Consider the following 20396-nt stretch of genomic DNA (forward strand, 5'->3'; position numbering starts at 1 on the left):
TTAGTTATGAAAGTAAACATTCAGGCTGTAAATTTCAATGTAGATCGCAAGTTGGTAGATTTTGTCAATGAGCGTTTGGCTAAAGTGGAAAAATTTTATGATAAAGTAGTTTCAGTTGATGTTTTTCTAAAATTAGAGAACTCTAGTGATAAGGAAAACAAAACGGCAGAGATGAAATTGTTGGTGCCAGGTGATGAGATGATAGTGAAAAAAACAAGTAAAAGTTTTGAAGAGAGTGTGGACTTAGGAGCCGACGCTTTAGAGCGTTTAGTTGTGAAATTCAAAGAAAAACAGAAGTTATAATAATTGAAAAAAATAAGTAAATTGTTTTTTTTAATCAATAAAATATATACATTTGCAGTCCGTTAGAAATAGCGGACTTTTTCTATTGAGTCAATTGCCGGTGTAGCTCAGCTGGCTAGAGCAGCTGATTTGTAATCAGCAGGTCGTGGGTTCGAGTCCCTCCATCGGCTCAAGGAAAAGCAATATCAAACACAGTTTGAGGGGAGATACTCAAGCGGCCAACGAGGACGGACTGTAAATCCGTTGGGAAACCTTCGCAGGTTCGAATCCTGCTCTCCCCACCACTAAATATAAGAGACAAAAGCCGGTGTAGCTCAGGGGTAGAGTGCTTCCTTGGTAAGGAAGAGGTCACGGGTTCAAATCCCGTCATTGGCTCAGGTTTTTTTATTATATTTGAACACTAATTATATAACTAAGATTAAATTATTAAATCATGGCAAAGGAAACTTTTGATCGTTCGAAGCCGCACTTAAACATCGGTACTATCGGACACGTTGACCACGGTAAAACTACTACTACAGCTGCTATTACTAAAGTATTAGCTGATGCAGGATTCTCTGAGGCTCGTTCATTTGATTCAATTGATAACGCTCCAGAAGAAAAAGAGCGTGGTATTACAATTAATACTTCTCACGTAGAGTACCAAACAAAAAACCGTCACTATGCGCACGTTGACTGTCCAGGTCACGCGGATTACGTGAAAAACATGGTTACTGGTGCTGCTCAAATGGATGGTGCTATCTTAGTAGTTGCTGCTACTGATGGACCAATGCCACAAACACGTGAGCACATCCTTTTAGGACGTCAGGTAGGTATTCCAAGAATCGTTGTATTCTTAAACAAAGTTGACTTAGTTGATGATGCTGAGTTATTAGAGCTTGTTGAGATGGAAGTAAGAGATTTATTATCTTTCTACCAATACGATGGTGATAATGGACCAGTAGTTAAAGGTTCTGCTTTAGGAGCTTTAAACGGAGAGAAACAATGGGTTGATGCATTATTAGAGTTAATGGAAGAAGTTGACAACTGGATCGAAGAGCCAGTACGTGATAACGAGAAACCATTCTTAATGCCAGTAGAAGACGTATTTACAATTACAGGACGTGGAACTGTTGCTACAGGACGTATCGAAACTGGAGTTGCTAATACAGGAGATGCTGTTGAAATCATCGGTATGGGAGCTGACAAATTAACTTCTACAATTACAGGAGTTGAGATGTTCCGTAAAATCTTAGACCGTGGAGAAGCTGGAGATAACGTAGGTTTATTATTGAGAGGTATTGACAAAACTGATATCCGTCGTGGTATGGTTATTTGTAAACCAGGTTCAGTAAAACCACACGCTAAATTCAAAGCTGAGGTTTATATCTTGAAAAAAGAAGAAGGTGGACGTCACACTCCATTCCATAACAACTACCGTCCTCAATTCTACGTTCGTACAACTGACGTAACTGGAACAATCCAATTACCAGAAGGAACTGAGATGGTTATGCCTGGGGATAACTTAACTATCACTGTTGAGTTGTTAAGCCCAATCGCTTTATCAGTAGGTTTACGTTTCGCTATCCGTGAAGGTGGTAGAACAGTAGGTGCTGGTCAGGTAACTGAAATTTTAGACTAATTTATTAGTATAAATAAATTTTAAAGTCAGCGGGACTACCGCTGACTTTTATTAACAAACGGGTGTAGTTCAAGGGTAGAATAGCGGTCTCCAAAACCGTTGATGGGGGTTCGAATCCCTCCACCCGTGCAAAAAAGATTTATCATGAAAGTTTTTAATTACATATCAGAGTCTTTTACAGAACTTAAAACAAATGTAACTTGGTCACCATGGTCGGATGTACAACGTTATACAATTATTGTAGCTATTTTTGCAGTATTGTTTTCGCTGGCAACTTGGGGTGTGGATACACTTTTTGCAGATTTGTTAGGTATATTCTATAAATGGGCTAAAGCATAAGAAAAAATATTATGGCTGATACAAGCGTAAAAAAATGGTATGTAATCAGTACAGTCAGCGGACATGAATTGAAGGTTAAGAATTATATCGAAACTGAGATTGCTCGCTTAGGACTTTCTGATTATCTATCTCAAGTCTTAGTGCCTACCGAGAAGGTTGTTAGTGTTACTAAAGATGGAAAAAAGAAAACGACAGAACGTGTATATTTTGCAGGATATGTTTATATCGAAGCTAATTTAACAGGTGAAGTTCCTCACGTTATTAAATCAATACCAAGTGTAATTGGTTTTTTAAGCGAGAAAAAAGGAGGAGAGCCATTGCCAGTTAGAGAGGCTGAAGTTAATCGTATCTTGGGAAGAGTAGACGAGCTTTCTGTTAAAGTTGACATGGGTGTTATACCATTCAAAGAAGGAGAGAATGTAAAAGTGATTGATGGTCCATTTAATGGATTTGATGGAGTTGTTGAAAAGATTAACGAAGAAAAACGCAAGTTGGAAGTTATGGTTAAGATTTTCGGAAGAAAGACTCCATTAGAGTTGACTTTTACGCAAGTTGAAAAATTATAATGTTACATATAAACGCATCTTGCTTCCAAAAGAGATGTGCTAAATTTTTGAAAAATGGCAAAAGAAATTAGTAAAGTAGTTAAACTACAAGTTAAGGGAGGTGCTGCGAACCCATCGCCACCGGTTGGACCTGCTTTGGGGGCTGCTGGAGTTAATATCATGGAGTTCTGTAAGCAATTTAATGCTAGAACACAAGATAAACCTGGCAAAGTGTTACCAGTACAAATTACTGTGTACAAAGACAAATCTTTTGATTTTGTTGTTAAAACGCCACCTGCTGCTGTTCAATTATTAGAGGCTGCGAAAGTGAAATCTGGATCTGGAGAGCCAAATAGAAAAAAAGTAGCTAGCGTAACTTGGGATCAAGTTCGTGCTATTGCAGAAGATAAAATGCCTGACTTAAATGCATTTACAGTTGAAGCAGCTATGAGTATGATAGCTGGTACTGCAAGATCTATGGGTATATCAGTAACAGGAAATGCTCCTTTTTAATTGTAAAAGAAAGAAGAAATGGCAAAATTAACGAAAAAGCAAAAAGAAGCAGCTGCTAAGATCGAGAAGAACAGATTATATTCTTTAACTGATGCATCTGCGTTGATTAAAGAAGTTGCATCTGCAAAATTTGACGAATCTGTAGATATCGCTGTGCGTTTAGGTGTAGATCCTCGTAAAGCTAACCAAATGGTTCGTGGAGTTGTAACTTTACCACACGGAACAGGTAAAGACGTTAGAGTATTAGCATTAGTAACTCCTGATAAAGAAGCGGAAGCTACTGCAGCTGGAGCTGACTATGTAGGACTTGACGATTATTTACAAAAAATTAAAGATGGTTGGACAGATGTTGATGTTATCATCACTATGCCTGCTGTAATGGGTAAATTAGGTCCTTTAGGACGTGTTTTAGGTCCAAGAGGTTTAATGCCTAACCCTAAGACTGGTACAGTAACTATGGACGTTGCGAAAGCAGTTCAAGAAGTGAAAGCTGGTAAAATCGATTTTAAAGTTGATAAAACTGGAATTGTTCACGCGGCTATCGGAAAAGCATCTTTTGATGCTGAGAAAATCGCAGACAACGCAGCTGAATTAATTCAAACATTAATCAAATTAAAACCAACTGCAGCTAAAGGTACTTATATCAAGTCTATTCATATATCTAGTACTATGAGCCCTGCTATTGCTTTAGATCCTAAAGCAGTATAATTGGTAGATAAAAATTACACGTATGACTAGAGAACAAAAAGCAGTAGCGATAGAGGATTTAAAAGCTAAATTAGCTGATAATAACATTATTTACATCGCTGATATTTCGGGATTAAATGCAGAGGTTACTTCTGGATTAAGAAAAGCTTGTAACAAAGCTGGAATTAAGTTAGAGGTTGTTAAAAACACATTGCTTGCAAAAGCTATGGAATCTTCTGATAAGAACTATGAAGAGCTTCCTTCTACTTTAAAAGGAAATAGCGCTATTATGTTTGCTGAAGTAGCTAATGCTCCAGCAAAAGTTATTAAAGATTTCCGTAAAAAAGGTGACAAACCTCTTTTTAAAGGAGCTTACATCAACGAAGAAATTTATGTTGGAGATAACTTATTAGATACATTAGTAGCTATTAAATCTAAAGAAGAAGTTATTGCAGAAATCATTGGATTACTACAATCTCCAGCTCAAAGAGTTATTTCAGCTCTACAAAATCAATCAAAAGACGAAGAATAGTATATCTATTGAAAGTCTTTCATTGTTCACATAACGAACGCACATTAATAAATTATATTTTTACAAATCATTAAAAGATAGAAAAATGGCAGATTTGAAACAATTCGCAGAACAATTAGTTAACTTAACAGTTAAAGAAGTTAACGAATTAGCAACTATATTAAAAGACGAGTACGGAATCGAACCAGCTGCTGCAGCAGTAGTTGTTGCTGGTGGTGCTGACGGTGGTGCTGCTGAAGAGCAAACTGAATTTACAGTTGTATTGAAAGAGGCAGGAGCTTCTAAATTAGCTGTAGTTAAAGCTGTTAAAGAATTAACAGGTTTAGGATTAAAAGAAGCTAAAGATATCGTAGATTCTACACCAGCTAACATCAAAGAAGGAGTTTCTAAAGATGAGGCTGAAGGTCTTAAAAAATCATTAGAAGAAGCTGGAGCTGTAGTTGAGCTTAAATAAGCTTTCTTTCTAAAATATTCTAGGTTTAGGCCTTGGGAGCATTCCCAATGGCCTAAACCATTTTGCGTATAAAGCGATTTGTACGCTATTATTCAAATTCTAATCAAAATTTTTTGTCCATTGATGATCACAAATCAGACTGAAAGATTAAATTTTGCTTCTACGAAGAATATTCCTGCTTACCCAGATTTCTTGGATATTCAGGTTAAATCCTTCAAAGATTTCTTTCAATTAGAAACGAAGTCCGAAGAGAGAGGCAAAGAAGGTTTGTACAATACCTTCATGGAGAACTTCCCGATTACTGATACAAGAAACCAGTTCGTGTTGGAGTTCCTTGATTATTTTGTTGATCCTCCTCGTTATTCTATTGAAGAATGTATTGACAGAGGACTAACTTACAGCGTTCCGCTAAAAGCGCGCTTGAAGTTATACTGTACTGACCCTGAACACGAAGATTTTGAAACTATCGTTCAAGATGTTTATTTAGGAACAATACCGTATATGACTCCAAGTGGTACTTTTGTAATCAATGGAGCTGAGAGAGTCGTTGTTTCACAGTTACACCGTTCACCTGGTGTTTTCTTTGGACAATCATTTCATGCTAATGGTACTAAATTGTATTCAGCGAGAGTTATTCCTTTTAAGGGATCATGGATTGAGTTTGCTACCGATATTAATAGCGTGATGTATGCTTATATCGATAGAAAGAAAAAGTTACCAGTGACAACTTTATTCCGTGCTATCGGATTTGAAAGAGATAAAGATATCCTTGAGATTTTCGATTTAGCGGAAGAGGTTAAAGTATCAAAAACTGGTTTAAAGAAATACATCGGCCGAAGACTTGCTGCTCGTGTTTTAAACACTTGGCATGAAGACTTCGTAGATGAGGATACTGGAGAGGTTGTTTCAATTGAAAGAAATGAGATTATCTTAGACCGTGATACAGTCCTAGATAAAGATAATGTCGAAGAAATCATTGAGGCTAACGTTAAGACTATCCTTATACATAAAGAGGACAATAATCAGGCAGATTATGCCATCATACATAATACTTTACAAAAGGACCCTACTAACTCTGAAAAAGAGGCAGTAGAGCATATCTACCGTCAGTTGCGTAATGCTGAACCGCCTGATGAGGAGACTGCACGTGGTATTATTGACAAATTGTTCTTCTCTGATCAACGTTACAATCTAGGTGAAGTTGGTCGTTACAGAATGAACAAAAAACTTAATCTTGATACCCCTATTGATAAACAAGTTTTAACAAAAGAAGATATTATCACTATTGTTAAGTACTTGATTGAATTAATTAACTCAAAAGCTGAGATTGATGATATTGACCACTTATCTAACCGTCGTGTTAGAACTGTAGGTGAGCAATTATCTGCTCAGTTTGGTGTTGGTTTAGCTCGTATGGCTAGAACAATTCGCGAGCGTATGAATGTACGTGACAACGAAGTGTTTACTCCTATCGATTTGATTAACGCTAAGACTTTATCGTCAGTTATTAATTCATTTTTTGGAACAAATCAGTTGTCTCAGTTTATGGATCAAACGAACCCATTGGCTGAGATCACTCACAAACGTCGTTTATCTGCTTTAGGACCTGGAGGTTTATCTAGAGAGAGAGCTGGTTTCGAGGTTCGTGACGTTCACTATACTCACTACGGACGTTTATGTCCTATTGAGACTCCTGAGGGACCAAACATTGGTCTTATTTCTTCTTTAGCTGTATACGCTAAAGTAAATAATATGGGATTCATCGAGACTCCTTATCGTCCTGTAGTTGATGGTAAAGTAGATATCGTTAATGAGCCTGTTTACTTAAGTGCAGAAGAGGAAGAAGGAATGTTAATTGCACAAGCAAACGTTCCTGTTGATACTGAAGGAAGAATGACGGAAGAAAGAGTAGTTGTTAAAGAGGAAGGGGATTTCCCTGTGGTTGAACCTAAGGATATACATTATACCGACGTTGCACCAAACCAAATTGCTTCTATTTCTGCTTCATTGATTCCTTTCTTAGAGCATGATGATGCGAACCGTGCGTTGATGGGATCTAACATGATGCGTCAAGCTGTTCCTTTATTACGTCCAGAATCTCCAATTGTAGGTACTGGTTTAGAAAGACAAGTTGCTTCTGATTCACGTGTTTTAATTAATGCTGAAGGAGATGGAACTGTTGAATATGTAGATGCTCAGAAAATTATTATTAAGTATGATCGTACGGATGATGAGCGATTGATTAGCTTTGATCCAGATGAGAAATCTTATAATTTAATTAAGTTTAGAAAAACGAATCAAAGTACTTGTATTAACCTAAAACCAATCGTTAGAAAAGGTGATAGAGTAACTAAAGGTCAAGTGCTTTGTGATGGATACGCTACCCAAGCTGGAGAGTTAGCATTAGGTCGTAATCTACAAGTGGCTTTTATGCCATGGAAAGGTTATAACTTTGAGGATGCTATCGTAATCTCTGAGAAAGTAGTGAGAGAGGATATCTTTACATCTATTCATATCGATGACTATACTTTAGAAGTTAGAGATACTAAATTAGGTAATGAAGAATTAACTAATGATATTCCTAACGTTTCTGAAGAAGCAACAAAAGATTTGGATGAAAACGGTATGATCCGTATTGGTGCTGAAGTGAAACCTGGTGATATTTTAATTGGTAAGATTACTCCTAAAGGAGAGTCAGATCCAACACCAGAAGAAAAATTACTTCGTGCTATTTTCGGTGATAAAGCTGGGGATGTTAAGGATGCTTCATTAAAAGCTTCTCCTTCATTAAGAGGAGTTGTATTAGATAAAAAGTTATTTGCACGTGCAGTAAAAGATAAACGTAAACGTTCTAAAGATAAAGATGAATTGGCTTTACTTGAAACTAAGTTTGAAGTTAAGTTTAACGAATTGAAAGAGCGTTTAGTTGAGAAATTATTCTTTATCGTAAATGGAAAAACATCTCAGGGGGTGTTAAACGATTTAGGAGAAGAAATTTTACCAAAAGGTAAGAAGTTTACTCAAAAAATGCTTTATGCTGTTGATGACTTTGCTCATTTAACAAAAGGTCAATGGACAACTGATGAGGATGCTAATGATATGATTACTGATTTAATCCACAATTACAAGATTAAATTGAATGATCTACAAGGGGTACTTAGAAGAGAGAAATTCATGATTACTGTTGGAGATGAGTTACCATCAGGAATTCTTAAATTAGCAAAAGTTTACATTGCTAAGAAAAGAAAACTACGTGTGGGAGATAAAATGGCAGGACGTCACGGTAACAAAGGTATCGTTGCGAGAATCGTTAGAGACGAGGATATGCCATTCTTAGAAGATGGTACACCAGTTGATATTGTGTTGAACCCATTAGGGGTACCTTCGCGTATGAACATTGGTCAGATTTATGAAACAGTTTTAGGTTGGGCAGGTCTTAAATTAGGTAAGAAGTATGCTACACCAATCTTTGACGGTGCAGAATTAGATCAGATTAATGAGTTAACTGATGAAGCTGGTATTCCAAGATTCGGACACACTTACCTTTATGATGGAGGTACAGGTGAGAGATTCCACCAAAGAGCTACAGTGGGTGTTATCTACATGTTGAAATTAGGTCACATGGTTGATGATAAAATGCACGCACGTTCTATTGGTCCTTACTCGTTGATTACTCAACAACCATTAGGAGGTAAGGCTCAATTTGGAGGTCAACGTTTTGGAGAGATGGAGGTATGGGCTTTAGAGGCTTATGGTGCATCAAGTACATTACGTGAGATTTTGACGGTGAAATCAGATGACGTTATTGGTAGAGCGAAAACTTACGAAGCTATCGTTAAAGGGGAAACTATGCCAGAACCAGGACTACCTGAATCATTCAATGTATTAATGCATGAATTAAAAGGTCTTGGATTAGACATCAGATTAGAAGATTAAACTAAGATAATAGAGTAAGCAGTACTTTACTGCTTACTCTTAATATCATACACTTTAACAAGTAAGTTTACCATGAATAAAAATAAAGAGAAAAATACCGTTAAAAGGTTTAATAAAATCTCAATCGGTTTAGCTTCACCTGAATCGATTCTTGCTGAATCAAGAGGGGAAGTTTTAAAACCAGAAACTATTAACTATCGTACTCATAAACCTGAGAGAGATGGTCTTTTCTGTGAACGTATTTTCGGACCTGTAAAAGATTATGAGTGTGCTTGTGGTAAGTATAAAAGAATCCGTTACAAAGGGATCGTATGTGACCGTTGTGGGGTTGAAGTTACTGAGAAAAAAGTACGTAGAGATCGCGTAGGACACATTAACTTGGTTGTTCCAATCGCTCATATCTGGTACTTCCGTTCTCTTCCAAATAAGATTGGTTATATCTTAGGATTACCATCTAAGAAATTAGATATGATAATCTATTATGAGCGTTATGTTGTTATCCAAGCGGGTATTGCAAAAGACGCTGAAGGTGAACCTATCAAACGTTTAGATTTCTTAACTGAAGAAGAGTATTTGAATATCTGTGATACTCTTCCGATGGAAAATCAATATTTAGATGACAATGATCCTAATAAATTCATCGCTAAAATGGGTGCTGAATGTATTATGGATTTATTGGCAACTACTGACTTAGATGAATTGTCATATACACTGCGTCATGCTGCTAATAATGAAACATCTAAGCAAAGAAAAACTGAGGCATTAAAACGTTTACAAGTTGTAGAGTCTTTCCGTGAATCAAATTTGAATCGCGAGAACAGACCTGAGTGGATGATCTTGAAAGTTATTCCAGTTATTCCACCTGAATTACGTCCATTAGTTCCATTAGATGGAGGTCGTTTTGCAACTTCTGATTTGAATGACTTATATCGTCGTGTAATTATTAGAAACAACCGTTTAAAACGATTAATGGAGATTAAAGCTCCTGAAGTTATTTTGCGTAATGAAAAACGTATGCTTCAAGAAGCTGTAGATTCTCTATTTGACAACACAAGAAAATCTTCTGCTGTTAAAACTGAATCTAATCGTCCATTAAAATCTTTATCTGATTCGTTGAAAGGTAAACAAGGTCGTTTCCGTCAGAACTTATTAGGTAAACGTGTTGACTATTCTGCTCGTTCAGTAATTGTTGTTGGACCTGAGTTAAAGTTATACGAGTGTGGATTGCCAAAAGATATGGCTGCTGAACTTTACAAACCTTTTGTTATTCGTAAGTTAATAGAAAGAGGTATCGTAAAAACAGTAAAATCTGCAAAGAAAATTATAGATAAGAAAGAGCCTGTTGTTTGGGATATCTTAGAGAACGTGATTAAAGGACATCCAGTTCTTTTGAACCGTGCTCCTACGTTACACAGATTGGGTATTCAAGCTTTTCAACCTAAGTTGATTGAAGGTAAAGCAATTCAGTTACACCCATTAGTGTGTACTGCATTTAATGCCGATTTCGATGGTGACCAGATGGCTGTGCATTTACCATTAGGACCTGAAGCTATTTTAGAGTCTCAATTGTTAATGTTAGCTTCTCACAATATCTTGAATCCTGCAAATGGTGCTCCTATTACTGTACCTTCTCAAGACATGGTACTTGGTCTATACTATATGACTAAGTTACGTAAGTCTACACCAGAGGAAATTGTAAAAGGAGAAGGTCTTACTTTCTATTCTGTAGAAGAAGTACACATTGCTATTAATGAGGGTAAATTAGATTTGAATGCAGGTGTTAAAGTTAGAGCTAAAGACTATAACGCTGAAGGAGAGTTAGTTTATCAAATTATTGAAACTACAGCTGGTAGAATCTTATTTAACGAGGTTGTACCTGAGGTAGCAGGATATATTAATGAAGTATTGACTAAGAAATCTTTAAGAGATATTATTGGTCGTATTTTAAGTATCACTGATGTGCCTACTACGGCAGCATTCCTTGATGATATTAAGAACATGGGATACGGTTACGCATTCCGTGGTGGTTTATCATTCAGTTTAGGTGATATTATGATTCCTGGACGTAAACAAGAATTAATTGATGATGCGAACCAACAAGTAGATCATATTACGATGAACTATAACATGGGTCTTATCACAAATAATGAGCGTTACAATCAGGTAATTGACGTTTGGACATCTACAAACGCAATGTTAACTGAGCTTGCGATGAAGAATATCCGTGAGGATAAACAAGGGTTTAACTCTGTGTACATGATGCTTGATTCTGGAGCGCGTGGTTCTAAAGAGCAGATTCGTCAGTTAACTGGTATGCGTGGTTTGATGGCTAAGCCTAAAAAATCTACTGCTGGTGGTGGTGAGATTATTGAAAACCCAATTCTTTCTAACTTTAAAGAGGGACTTTCGATTTTAGAGTACTTTATTTCTACGCACGGTGCACGTAAAGGTCTTGCCGATACGGCATTAAAAACTGCGGATGCTGGTTACTTAACTCGTCGTTTACACGATGTTGCACAAGATGTAATTGTAAATAGTGAAGATTGTGGTACTTTAAGAGGAATCGAAGTTAAAGCTCTTAAAAAGAATGAGGAAGTTATTGAATCATTAGGAGAAAGAGTATTAGGTCGTGTTTCATTGAATGATGTAGTGAATCCATTAAACTCTGAAATCATTGTACACGCAGGTCAAGAAGTTAGTGAAGCAATTGCTAAAGCTATTAATGCTGCACCAATTGAGTCAATCGAGGTTCGCTCTCCATTAACTTGTGAGGCTAAAGCTGGTATTTGTTCTCAGTGTTATGGACGTAACTTAGCTACTGCTAAGATGGTTCAAAAAGGTGAGGCAGTTGGAGTTGTTGCAGCTCAATCTATTGGTGAGCCTGGTACACAGTTAACATTAAGAACGTTCCACGTTGGGGGTACTGCAGGTAATATTTCAGAAACTTCAAGTATCAACTCTAAGTTTAAAGGTCGTCTTGAAATGGAAGACTTAAAAACAGTTAAAGGAGAGGATAATGAAGGGAAAGTTATTGATATCGTTATTTCTCGTTCGACTGAGGCTAAATTATTTGATGTTAATACAGGTATTTTATTAACTACGAATAATATTCCTTACGGTTCTACAATCTATGTTGAGGATGGAGCTATTGTTGAAGAGGGAACTACTATCTGTAAATGGGACCCTTATAATGGTGTAATTGTTTCTGAGTTTACTGGTAAGATTGCTTACGAAGATATCGAGCAAGGACAAACGTTCATGGTTGAGATCGATGAGCAAACTGGATTCCAAGAGAAAGTTATTACTGAGTCAAGAAATAAAAAGTTAATTCCTACTTTATTAATTTATGGTAAAGATGGTGAGTTAATACGTTCTTACAACTTACCAGTAGGGTCACACTTAATGGTAAATGATGGTGAGAAAATTAAAGCTGGTAAAGTTTTAGTTAAGATTCCTCGTCACACATCTAAAGCTGGGGATATTACAGGAGGTCTTCCAAGAATTACAGAGTTATTAGAAGCTCGTAATCCTTCAAACCCTGCTGTTGTTTCTGAAATAGATGGTGTTGTATCTTTTGGTAAGATTAAGAGAGGTAACCGCGAAATCATCGTTGAGTCTAAAACAGGTGATGTTAGAAAATACTTAGTTAAGTTATCTAATCAAATTCTTGTTCAAGAAAATGACTTCGTTAAAGCTGGTATGCCATTATCTGATGGAGCTATTACTCCGGAAGATATCTTAAGAATTCAAGGGCCTTCTGCTGTTCAACAGTACTTGGTTAATGAAATTCAAGAGGTTTACCGTTTGCAAGGTGTAAAAATTAGCGATAAACACTTCGAGGTTGTTATTCGTCAAATGATGCGTAAAGTGCAGATTCAAGATCCAGGGGATACTTTATTCTTAGAGGATCAATTAGTACACGCAAGTGATTTTATCGAAGAGAACGATAGATTATTCGGAATGAAAGTAGTTGAAGATGCTGGTGAATCTGAAAATCTAAAAGAAGGACAAATTGTTACAATGAGAGAGTTACGTGATGAAAACTCTTTATTAAGACGTGAAGATAAGAACTTAGTTGTTGCGCGTGATGTAATGCCAGCTACAGGTACTCCAATTCTTCAAGGTATTACTAGAGCTTCATTACAGACAAAATCATTTATCTCTGCTGCTTCTTTCCAGGAAACAACAAAAGTATTGAACGAAGCTGCTGTTGCTGGTAAGGTTGATACATTAACAGGATTGAAAGAGAATGTTATTGTTGGACATAGAATCCCTGCTGGTACAGGTATGAGAGATTACGACAATATTGTTGTAAGTTCTTTAGAGGAGGATGGTATCCTTTAATAATTAAATAAATATAAGATTATGAGTGAAGATCATAAATTTGACATTGAGCTTGATGAGCTAACTGCCGAGGGTACTTTTAGTAATCTTGCAATAATTAATCATTCAAACACTGAGTTTGTTGTTGATTTTGCTAGTGTTATGCCTGGAGTTCCTAAAGCTAAGGTGAAATCTCGTATTATTTTAACTCCCCATCATGCTAAGCGATTAGCAAATGCCTTGTTAGATAATCTACAAAGATTTGAAGCAGCTAATGGTGAGATTAATGACAGTGGTAGTGTTTTTGATCCGAACTCTGTAAGCTTTGGACCTAAAGGAAAAGCATAATTTTATATCATCATATCTAAACCCCCTATTCATTTGAGTAGGGGGTTTTCTTTTTATAAAATAAAAAGGGCGCTTATGGTATAGCGCCCTTTTAAATTGTAAAAAAATAAAGCAAAAAAAATAAAATAATACTTGTGCTTGCCTTACATAAATAGAGGTTTATGGCTTTCTCTTTGTACTTTCTGTACCTATTATGTCATACAAACTATAATCTTTATTTTCTTACAATTAGTTATATATAATGAAGATTTATTCGAAATTACATTGCAGTTTTATCGTTGCAAGTATAGTTTTTAGCCTACCAAAATTTGTTGGCTCTTTTGAGATACTGTCTATGTTTTTTTCGTAGAATTCTATTAGCTCTATTGCTTTTCGATAGTATTTTTTCGAGTTACTATAATCTTTAAGATCATAGCTGAGCTGACTTATTCTGATGCATGATTCGATGTAGTAACTATAGATAGGAATATTGCTCAATAAACATTTCCAATAGTTAGTCTGCATCAGTTCTGCTCTAGTAAAGGCTTCAATGTATGAATACAGGGCTTCTTCTTTTTTGCCTGTCTCTATCAGTTTGTCAGCTGTAGCTTGTTTAAGCTTCCAAGATTCTTCTACAAATTTTAGACAGTTTATACTCATTATAATAAATTTTGGTTAGCAAATTCCCAATTGATTATTTCCCAAAAGCCTTCAATGAATTTTGGTCTTGCGTTTCTGTGATCTATGTAGTAGGCATGCTCCCATACATCTATAGTTAGTATTGGTTTCATGTTTTTTATTAATGGCGTGTCAGCGTCTTTCATTGGTAATATTTCAAGCTGTCCATTCATATTTAATGCTAACCATACCCAACCTGCTCCGAAAAGTTTTGTCGCTATTTCAGTGAATTGTTTTTTAAATTCTTCTATGGAATTAAAATCTCTTTCTATTAGTTCTTTTATTTTTCCATGTGGTTGCTCTGTCTTTTGGGGAGTTAAACACTTCCAATAGAATGAGTGATTAAAGTGTTGTGCTGCATTGTTGTAAATACCTGTTTCGCCTTTGTCAAAACTGACTTTGATAATGTTCTCTAAACTCTCATTCTCATATTGAGTATTTGTTATCAAATTATTAAGGTTGTTTACATAAGTTTGATGATGCTTTCCATAGTGATATTCAAATCCTTCTTTTGAGATAATAGGCTCAAAAGCTGTAGTTTCATATGGTAACTGTGGTAATGTGAATGTCATATCGTTGTTAGTTTTAAATTAGTTGTGTAAAAATATAAATTTAGACTCAACTAAAAAAATAATTAAGGGATTAATTGAAGATAAAATCTCTTAATGATTTCTTCATATTGGTTAACAGAGACTTAATCTGGAATTTTAAATTTTCATTTTAGAAATTATGTTATTTGTGATGCATTTGAATAGTTACTATTTGAATTATTAACAACACAAATAAGTAGAAATGAAAAAAGTTATTAGAAGTGGGCATGTTTTTTATTTTCTTGTAGGTACCTTGAGTTTATGTTCTATTCAATCAAGTTACGCCAATGATGATAAGCATTCCAACCACGTACATCAAAGTGTAATCAATGATGATCTTCAGCAACAGAATTTTATTGGGCAAGTTATTGACAATTTTGGTATCCCTTTACCTGGTGCTACTGTTTTACATTTAAAGTCAGGTAGTGCAACCAGTACTGAACTTGATGGACGTTTTAAATTTGAAAATTCATCGAATACTGAAAGTATTGAAGTAGAAGTTTCTTTTATTGGTTTCGAAACTCAACGTGTTACGTTACAAAAGGGTAAGTTTCTAAGAATAAACTTAAAGGAATCGAGTAATATGCTTAATGAGGTGGTTGTTACTGCACTTGGAATTAAGCGAGAGGAAAAGAAACTTGGTTATTCTCAACAAACTTTGAAGAATGAGGACCTTGAAAGAGCGCGATCTAATAGTTGGTCAGATGCATTAAAAGGTAAAGTAGCAGGAATGACTATGTTGTCTTCCAGTTCAGGACCAATGAATTCTACTCAGATTAAGCTTCGTGGTGATCGGTCATTAGATATGTCGAGTAATGGTGCTCTTGTTGTAATCGACGGAGTGGTTATGAATAATGATCTTTGGGATAGTGGAGCAAGTAGCTCATATATTAGTAATGATGCACCAGTTGACTATGGAAATGGAATTGCTGATATAAATCCAGATGACATAGAATCTATTACTGTTTTAAAAGGGCCAGGTGCAGCAGCTTTGTATGGTTCACGTGCTTCTAATGGTGTATTGATGGTAACAACAAAATCAGGTAAAAACCAGAAAGGTGTAGGAATTTCATTTAATTCTAATGTTAGTTTTGACGTAATTCAGCGTTGGCCAGATTATCAGTATAAGTATGGTCAAGGATCAGGGAAGAGTTTCGACAAGGATGGTAATCCATACTACTCATATGGCTTGTCTGAGGATGGTGGTAACACAGGAAGTACAAGTAGTGCTTTCGGACCTAAGTTCGACGGACAGTATTTCTTCCAGTATGACCCTCTAACAGAAGGGCAGGGAGAGGAACGCACATTGTGGCGACCTTACAAGAACAATATCAAAGATTTTTGGAGAACGGGAATGACTATGACGAATTCTTTGAGTCTTTCTGGGGGAAGCGACAAAGGAGATATCCGTTCAACGATCACGCATTCTAAAAATGAATGGATCATGCCAAATACAGGTTTTGATCGTACAACTGTGTCTACAAAGGCTAAATACGATATATCTAAAGGTGTAACGGTTAATGCCAATATGAGTTATACAAATAGAAAGAGTGATAACTTACCAGGTACAGGTTATGGAAACCATACTATAGGGTACTTTATGATATTTCAAAATCCCAATGTCGATTTAGATTGGTATCGTCCCATTTGGAAAAGTGGATATGAACAAATCGATCAGATACACCCTTTTAGTTCTTATATAGAAAACCCATATTTAATTGCCTATGAAACTACAAATCCTCTAAATACGAATACCTTAACAGGTAGTTTATCTGCCGATATTGATCTTGCTCCTAAATTAAAGTTAATGGTTCGCGGGGCTCTTAATTCTCGAAATGATAATAGAGAACAAAAGCGACCGTATAGTACTACTAAGTTTGGTAAAGGATACTATAAAACACAACAAATTAATTTCCAAGAAATCAATACAGATTTCTTATTGTCATATACCAATGATGATTCGGATTTATACAGTTATAGTGCGTCTTTTGGAGGGAATATGTTGAACTCTAAATACCACAGTGTGTCAGCTTATGTAGATGGGCTTGTAACCCCAGGAGTATATATGTTGGCAAATGGGATTAATAATCCAACTACGAATGTTAGCGATAGGGATTATAAAGTTAACTCTCTTTATGGGACAGCTTCATTTGGGTACAAGAATAAAGTCTTTGTAGATGCAACTTTGAGAAATGATTGGTCAAGTACACTTCAAAAGGGAAATTGGTCATTCATGTATCCTTCTGTTAATACAAGCTTTATTTTAAGTGATATTTTTAATCTACCTTCTGTGATAGATTACTCTAAATTGCGATTTTCTTTTGCTGAAGTAGGTAATGGTACTAAGCCATATCAAACGTTGCTGTATTATAGCAATAGTGCATTTGCAAGTTCTGCTACTTCACCTACAACCTTACACAATGATGACTTAAAGCCAGAACGCACAAGAAGTTATGAAATTGGTTATGAGCAAAGGATGTTCAAGAATCGCTTATCTTTTGACGTTACCTTGTATAAAACTAATACCGAGAACCAGATTTTAACGGTGCCTTTAAACTACGCAACAGGTTATAGTAAGAAAGTTTTGAATATGGGTGATATTCAGAACAAAGGTATCGAATTGATGGTGAGTGGTACTCCTGTTAAAACAAAACATTTCTCTTGGAGAACCTCTTTGAATTGGGCGAAGAATGAGAATAAGATATTGAGTTTGGCAGAAGAGTTTGAAGGAGGAGATGAACAAGTAATTGCTCAATCGGGTACAGCTTCAATCATTGCGAAGGTTGGAGGAAGTACAGGTGACTTATATGGAGCTAAGTTTGTTCGAAATGACCAAGGTCAAATTATCTACAATGACAAGGGATTGCCAGAACAATCGAATGATTTACACTATATCGGTAGCGCTTATGCTGATTGGACGATGGGATGGACGAATACATTAAAATACAAGAATGTAACTTTTAGCTTTACAATTGATGGACAGTATGGTGGAAAAGTTTATTCTCAATCGCATCACAAGATGAGTGAGCAAGGTAAGTTGAAACATACCTTATACGGTCGTGAGCAAGGGTACATCGTTGGAGATGGAGTAGTGCAAAATGGCGATGGTTCATTTTCTCCCAATACAACTCAAGTTGCACCAGCTGATTATTATAAAGAGTATTACCGTAGAGCTAATTTAGAGTCTAATACATTTGATGCCTCTTATGTGAAGTTAAGAGAGGTAAGCTTAGAGTACAGTTTTCCTAAAACTGTTTTAGATAAGTTGAGATTAAAAAAGTTAAGCTTATCAATCTTTGGACGCAACTTAGCTATGTTGTCAAATTTCCCTTTGTTTGATCCAGAAACGGCTGCTCTAAATGGTGGGTCGATGATGCCTGGAGTAGAGATGGGACAGATGCCTTCTCCTGCTACCTATGGTTTTAATTTGAAACTTGAAATATAATATATAAAGACATGAATTTTAAAAAGATATTTATAGCAATTGTTGGTGTATGTTCGATTGCAAGTTGTACTTCTGATTTTGAAGAAACAAATACTGATCCCAATCGTCTACAAGCGATTTACCCTTCTACCTTATTAAGCCCTATTATATATGAAGTGGCAAGTCATGGGATGTATAGAAGTTGGTCACACAACAATCACTTTATGCAAGATATTGTTGCCTTTCCAAGTAATACAGATGGAATACAACGATATGATTTTTCTGACGACATAGGTTCTTCTTCTTGGAATGCTTATTTCAGATGGATGAAGAATGCTCGTGATATGGAGGCTGAAGCAGTAAAGGTTGCTGATCCAAACTATCAAGCAATTGCCATTACACTGAGAGCATGGATGGCATCTAACCTAACAGATCTTTTTGGACCTATTCCTTATTTTGATTCTTCTAAAGGAGATGAGGGAGTATTGAAACCAAAATTTGACAAGCAAGAAGAAGTGTATAAAAGTTTGCTTGAGGAGTTAGAATATGCTAATTCATTGTACGATGTAAAGCGTCCTATGAACTTTAGACCTGACATATTATTTGTCGATCAGAGTACTTATTGGTTGCGTTGGCAAAAATTCACGAATAGCTTACACTTGCGTTTATTGTTAAGAGTATCGAACAAAGCTGAGATGAATGCTTATACAAAGATGGCAAACATTATCAATGATCCTATAAAGTATCCAGTAATAGAGAATAACCAAGAATCTGTTATTTTGGATATAACAGGAGTTACACCTAATGTATCGCCTTGGAGTCGTATTCAAGATTTTACGTTAAGTAGAAAAATGGCATCTTTCTTCCTTGACAATTTAGTTGACTTTAAAGATCCGCGTTTGCCTTTGTATGCTACAGAGGCTTATAGAGTTGTAGATAAGAAAAAGGTTTATATCGGATATAAGGGAATACCAAGTGCATGGGATGGACCAGACTCTCAATTTGATTATGAGGCTTCAGGGTTGAACAATATTATAGCAAAGAATCCTACTAAAGCACCAATTTTGACATATGCGGAATTGATGTTTATCAAGGCTGAATTGGGAGTTAAAGGTTATTTGAGTGATGCTAAACTGCATTATGAAGAAGGGGTGAAGTCAGCAATAACTCAGTATGGAATTGAAGTGCCAGCAGACTATTTTGAGAATGAAAAAGCAGCTTTTGACGGTACTTTAGAGAGAGTAATGTTGCAAAAGTACTATGCATTGTATATGGTTGATTATCAACAGTGGTTTGAGCATAAGCGTACAGGGTTGCCAAAATTACCTAAGACGCAGTCTATGTTGAATGACGGTAATATGCCTAATCGCTTTCCTTATCCTTTGTCTATTCGCAGTCAGAATAAAGATGAATATGAGAAGGTTAAAGCAGAGATGGGTGGAGATGATATTAATGTAAAAATGTGGTGGCAAAATTAGATAACGCGATATGAGTTTAAGACACAGCGTTATAAAGATTTTCTTTTCCTTGGATTTAGTGAAGTTGTAGTAAGCACTAATTTAAAATCTTAGAAGGATAAAGCCTTTTTTTACCAGTGAAATACACTTATAGTAATGAAAAGTATAGGTTATAAGTAATGATCCTTTAGGTGTAGTATTACACAAAGGAGTAAAAATATTGGAGAGAATAATAATAGGGAGAGCCTGAATTGATTAATCACCTATTTTTATTATCTCCAGCTTCCCAAGCGAAGTCAGTTGTTGTAGAAATTATAGATAGGTTTGGTAATATTTATAGTGAAATGTATTCTAATCAAGTAATACATGAAGTTTGGTTGTGGTTTTTTTGGCCCAGGAGATTTTTTCTTCTGGGCCTTGTTTTGTTTAGTCAATGTTAAAGGTGAGTTCACCCTGAAAAATGGCAAAAGGAAATAGTGGCTAATGTTTTAAAGCTGTTAGTATAGCTTCTTTTTATTTGTGTAGTCTATTAGGTATTATTCCGGAAATTAATGAAGAATCAGGTGAGATTTCAAAGGCATATTTATATGTTTTAGTATAGGAGTGGCTTGCACTTTGTTGGGGATTACTGGCACTTTTCTTGGGGTTTCCTCGCCCAGAGAGAGGT

15 protein-coding genes and 4 tRNA genes are annotated in these 20396 nt (G+C 35.9%); 17 read left to right on the forward strand and 2 right to left on the reverse strand.

Going from position 1 to position 20396, the window contains the following annotated elements; translation table 11 throughout:
* Positions 1–6: 6 nt before the first annotated feature.
* The 15 genes from hpf (at position 7) to GOQ24_RS00225 (ending at position 13601) form a co-directional block, all read left to right on the forward strand.
* Positions 7–303, forward strand: a complete 297-nt coding sequence (gene hpf / locus GOQ24_RS00155; protein WP_155091302.1) for a ribosome hibernation-promoting factor, HPF/YfiA family — start codon at positions 7–9, stop codon at positions 301–303.
* Between the two features lie 96 nt (positions 304–399).
* Positions 400–473 (forward strand) — tRNA-Thr (locus GOQ24_RS00160).
* Between the two features lie 30 nt (positions 474–503).
* A tRNA-Tyr gene (locus GOQ24_RS00165) sits at positions 504–587 on the forward strand.
* 19 nt (positions 588–606) lie between these two features.
* A tRNA-Thr gene (locus GOQ24_RS00170) sits at positions 607–678 on the forward strand.
* A gap of 58 nt (positions 679–736) precedes the next feature.
* The gene (gene tuf / locus GOQ24_RS00175; protein WP_155091303.1) at positions 737–1924 is read left to right on the forward strand and encodes an elongation factor Tu; all 1188 of its coding nucleotides are present in this window, start codon (positions 737–739) and stop codon (positions 1922–1924) included.
* 58 nt (positions 1925–1982) lie between these two features.
* Positions 1983–2053 (forward strand) — tRNA-Trp (locus tag GOQ24_RS00180).
* Between the two features lie 12 nt (positions 2054–2065).
* Positions 2066–2263 carry a preprotein translocase subunit SecE gene (gene secE, locus GOQ24_RS00185; protein WP_160338871.1) on the forward strand — a complete coding sequence of 66 codons (198 nt, stop codon included), beginning with the start codon at positions 2066–2068 and terminating at the stop codon, positions 2261–2263.
* A gap of 11 nt (positions 2264–2274) precedes the next feature.
* The gene (gene nusG, locus GOQ24_RS00190) at positions 2275–2829 is read left to right on the forward strand and encodes a transcription termination/antitermination protein NusG (protein ID WP_155091305.1); all 555 of its coding nucleotides are present in this window, start codon (positions 2275–2277) and stop codon (positions 2827–2829) included.
* 54 nt (positions 2830–2883) lie between these two features.
* On the forward strand, positions 2884–3321 hold the full coding sequence (gene rplK, locus GOQ24_RS00195; RefSeq protein WP_155091306.1) for a 50S ribosomal protein L11: 438 nt from the start codon (positions 2884–2886) through the stop codon (positions 3319–3321).
* Between the two features lie 18 nt (positions 3322–3339).
* Positions 3340–4029 carry a 50S ribosomal protein L1 gene (gene rplA / locus GOQ24_RS00200; protein WP_155091307.1) on the forward strand — a complete coding sequence of 230 codons (690 nt, stop codon included), beginning with the start codon at positions 3340–3342 and terminating at the stop codon, positions 4027–4029.
* A 22-nt stretch (positions 4030–4051) separates the two neighbouring features.
* The gene (gene rplJ, locus GOQ24_RS00205) at positions 4052–4540 is read left to right on the forward strand and encodes a 50S ribosomal protein L10 (RefSeq protein ID WP_155091308.1); all 489 of its coding nucleotides are present in this window, start codon (positions 4052–4054) and stop codon (positions 4538–4540) included.
* Between the two features lie 85 nt (positions 4541–4625).
* The gene (gene rplL / locus GOQ24_RS00210) at positions 4626–4994 is read left to right on the forward strand and encodes a 50S ribosomal protein L7/L12 (RefSeq protein ID WP_155091309.1); all 369 of its coding nucleotides are present in this window, start codon (positions 4626–4628) and stop codon (positions 4992–4994) included.
* 123 nt (positions 4995–5117) lie between these two features.
* The gene (gene rpoB, locus GOQ24_RS00215) at positions 5118–8930 is read left to right on the forward strand and encodes a DNA-directed RNA polymerase subunit beta (protein WP_155091310.1); all 3813 of its coding nucleotides are present in this window, start codon (positions 5118–5120) and stop codon (positions 8928–8930) included.
* Between the two features lie 72 nt (positions 8931–9002).
* Entirely contained in the window at positions 9003–13274 is a 4272-nt protein-coding gene (gene rpoC, locus GOQ24_RS00220; protein ID WP_155091311.1) for a DNA-directed RNA polymerase subunit beta', read from the forward strand.
* 21 nt (positions 13275–13295) lie between these two features.
* Positions 13296–13601 carry a DUF3467 domain-containing protein gene (locus GOQ24_RS00225; RefSeq protein ID WP_155091312.1) on the forward strand — a complete coding sequence of 102 codons (306 nt, stop codon included), beginning with the start codon at positions 13296–13298 and terminating at the stop codon, positions 13599–13601.
* A gap of 249 nt (positions 13602–13850) precedes the next feature.
* Here the strand turns inward: GOQ24_RS00225 and GOQ24_RS00230 are convergent, their stop codons facing one another.
* Positions 13851–14240 (reverse strand): hypothetical protein, encoded by a 390-nt coding sequence (locus GOQ24_RS00230; protein ID WP_155091313.1) that lies wholly within the window; start codon positions 14238–14240, stop codon positions 13851–13853.
* A complete protein-coding gene (locus GOQ24_RS00235) occupies positions 14240–14830 on the reverse strand; it encodes a superoxide dismutase (RefSeq protein WP_160338870.1) in 591 nt (196 codons plus the stop codon). The genes GOQ24_RS00230 and GOQ24_RS00235 overlap by 1 nt, the downstream gene beginning before the upstream one ends.
* Before the next feature lie 220 nt (positions 14831–15050).
* Here GOQ24_RS00235 and GOQ24_RS00240 point away from each other — a divergent pair, with 220 nt between their 5' ends.
* Positions 15051–18293, forward strand: coding sequence for a SusC/RagA family TonB-linked outer membrane protein (locus GOQ24_RS00240; protein WP_155091315.1), 3243 nt, complete (start codon positions 15051–15053; stop codon positions 18291–18293).
* 11 nt (positions 18294–18304) lie between these two features.
* A complete protein-coding gene (locus GOQ24_RS00245; protein WP_155091316.1) occupies positions 18305–19750 on the forward strand; it encodes a SusD/RagB family nutrient-binding outer membrane lipoprotein in 1446 nt (481 codons plus the stop codon).
* The last annotated feature ends 646 nt before the right edge of the window (positions 19751–20396 follow it).

The organism is Myroides sp. LoEW2-1 (assembly GCF_009767705.1).
Taxonomy (GTDB): Bacteria; Bacteroidota; Bacteroidia; order Flavobacteriales; family Flavobacteriaceae; genus Flavobacterium; species Flavobacterium album_A.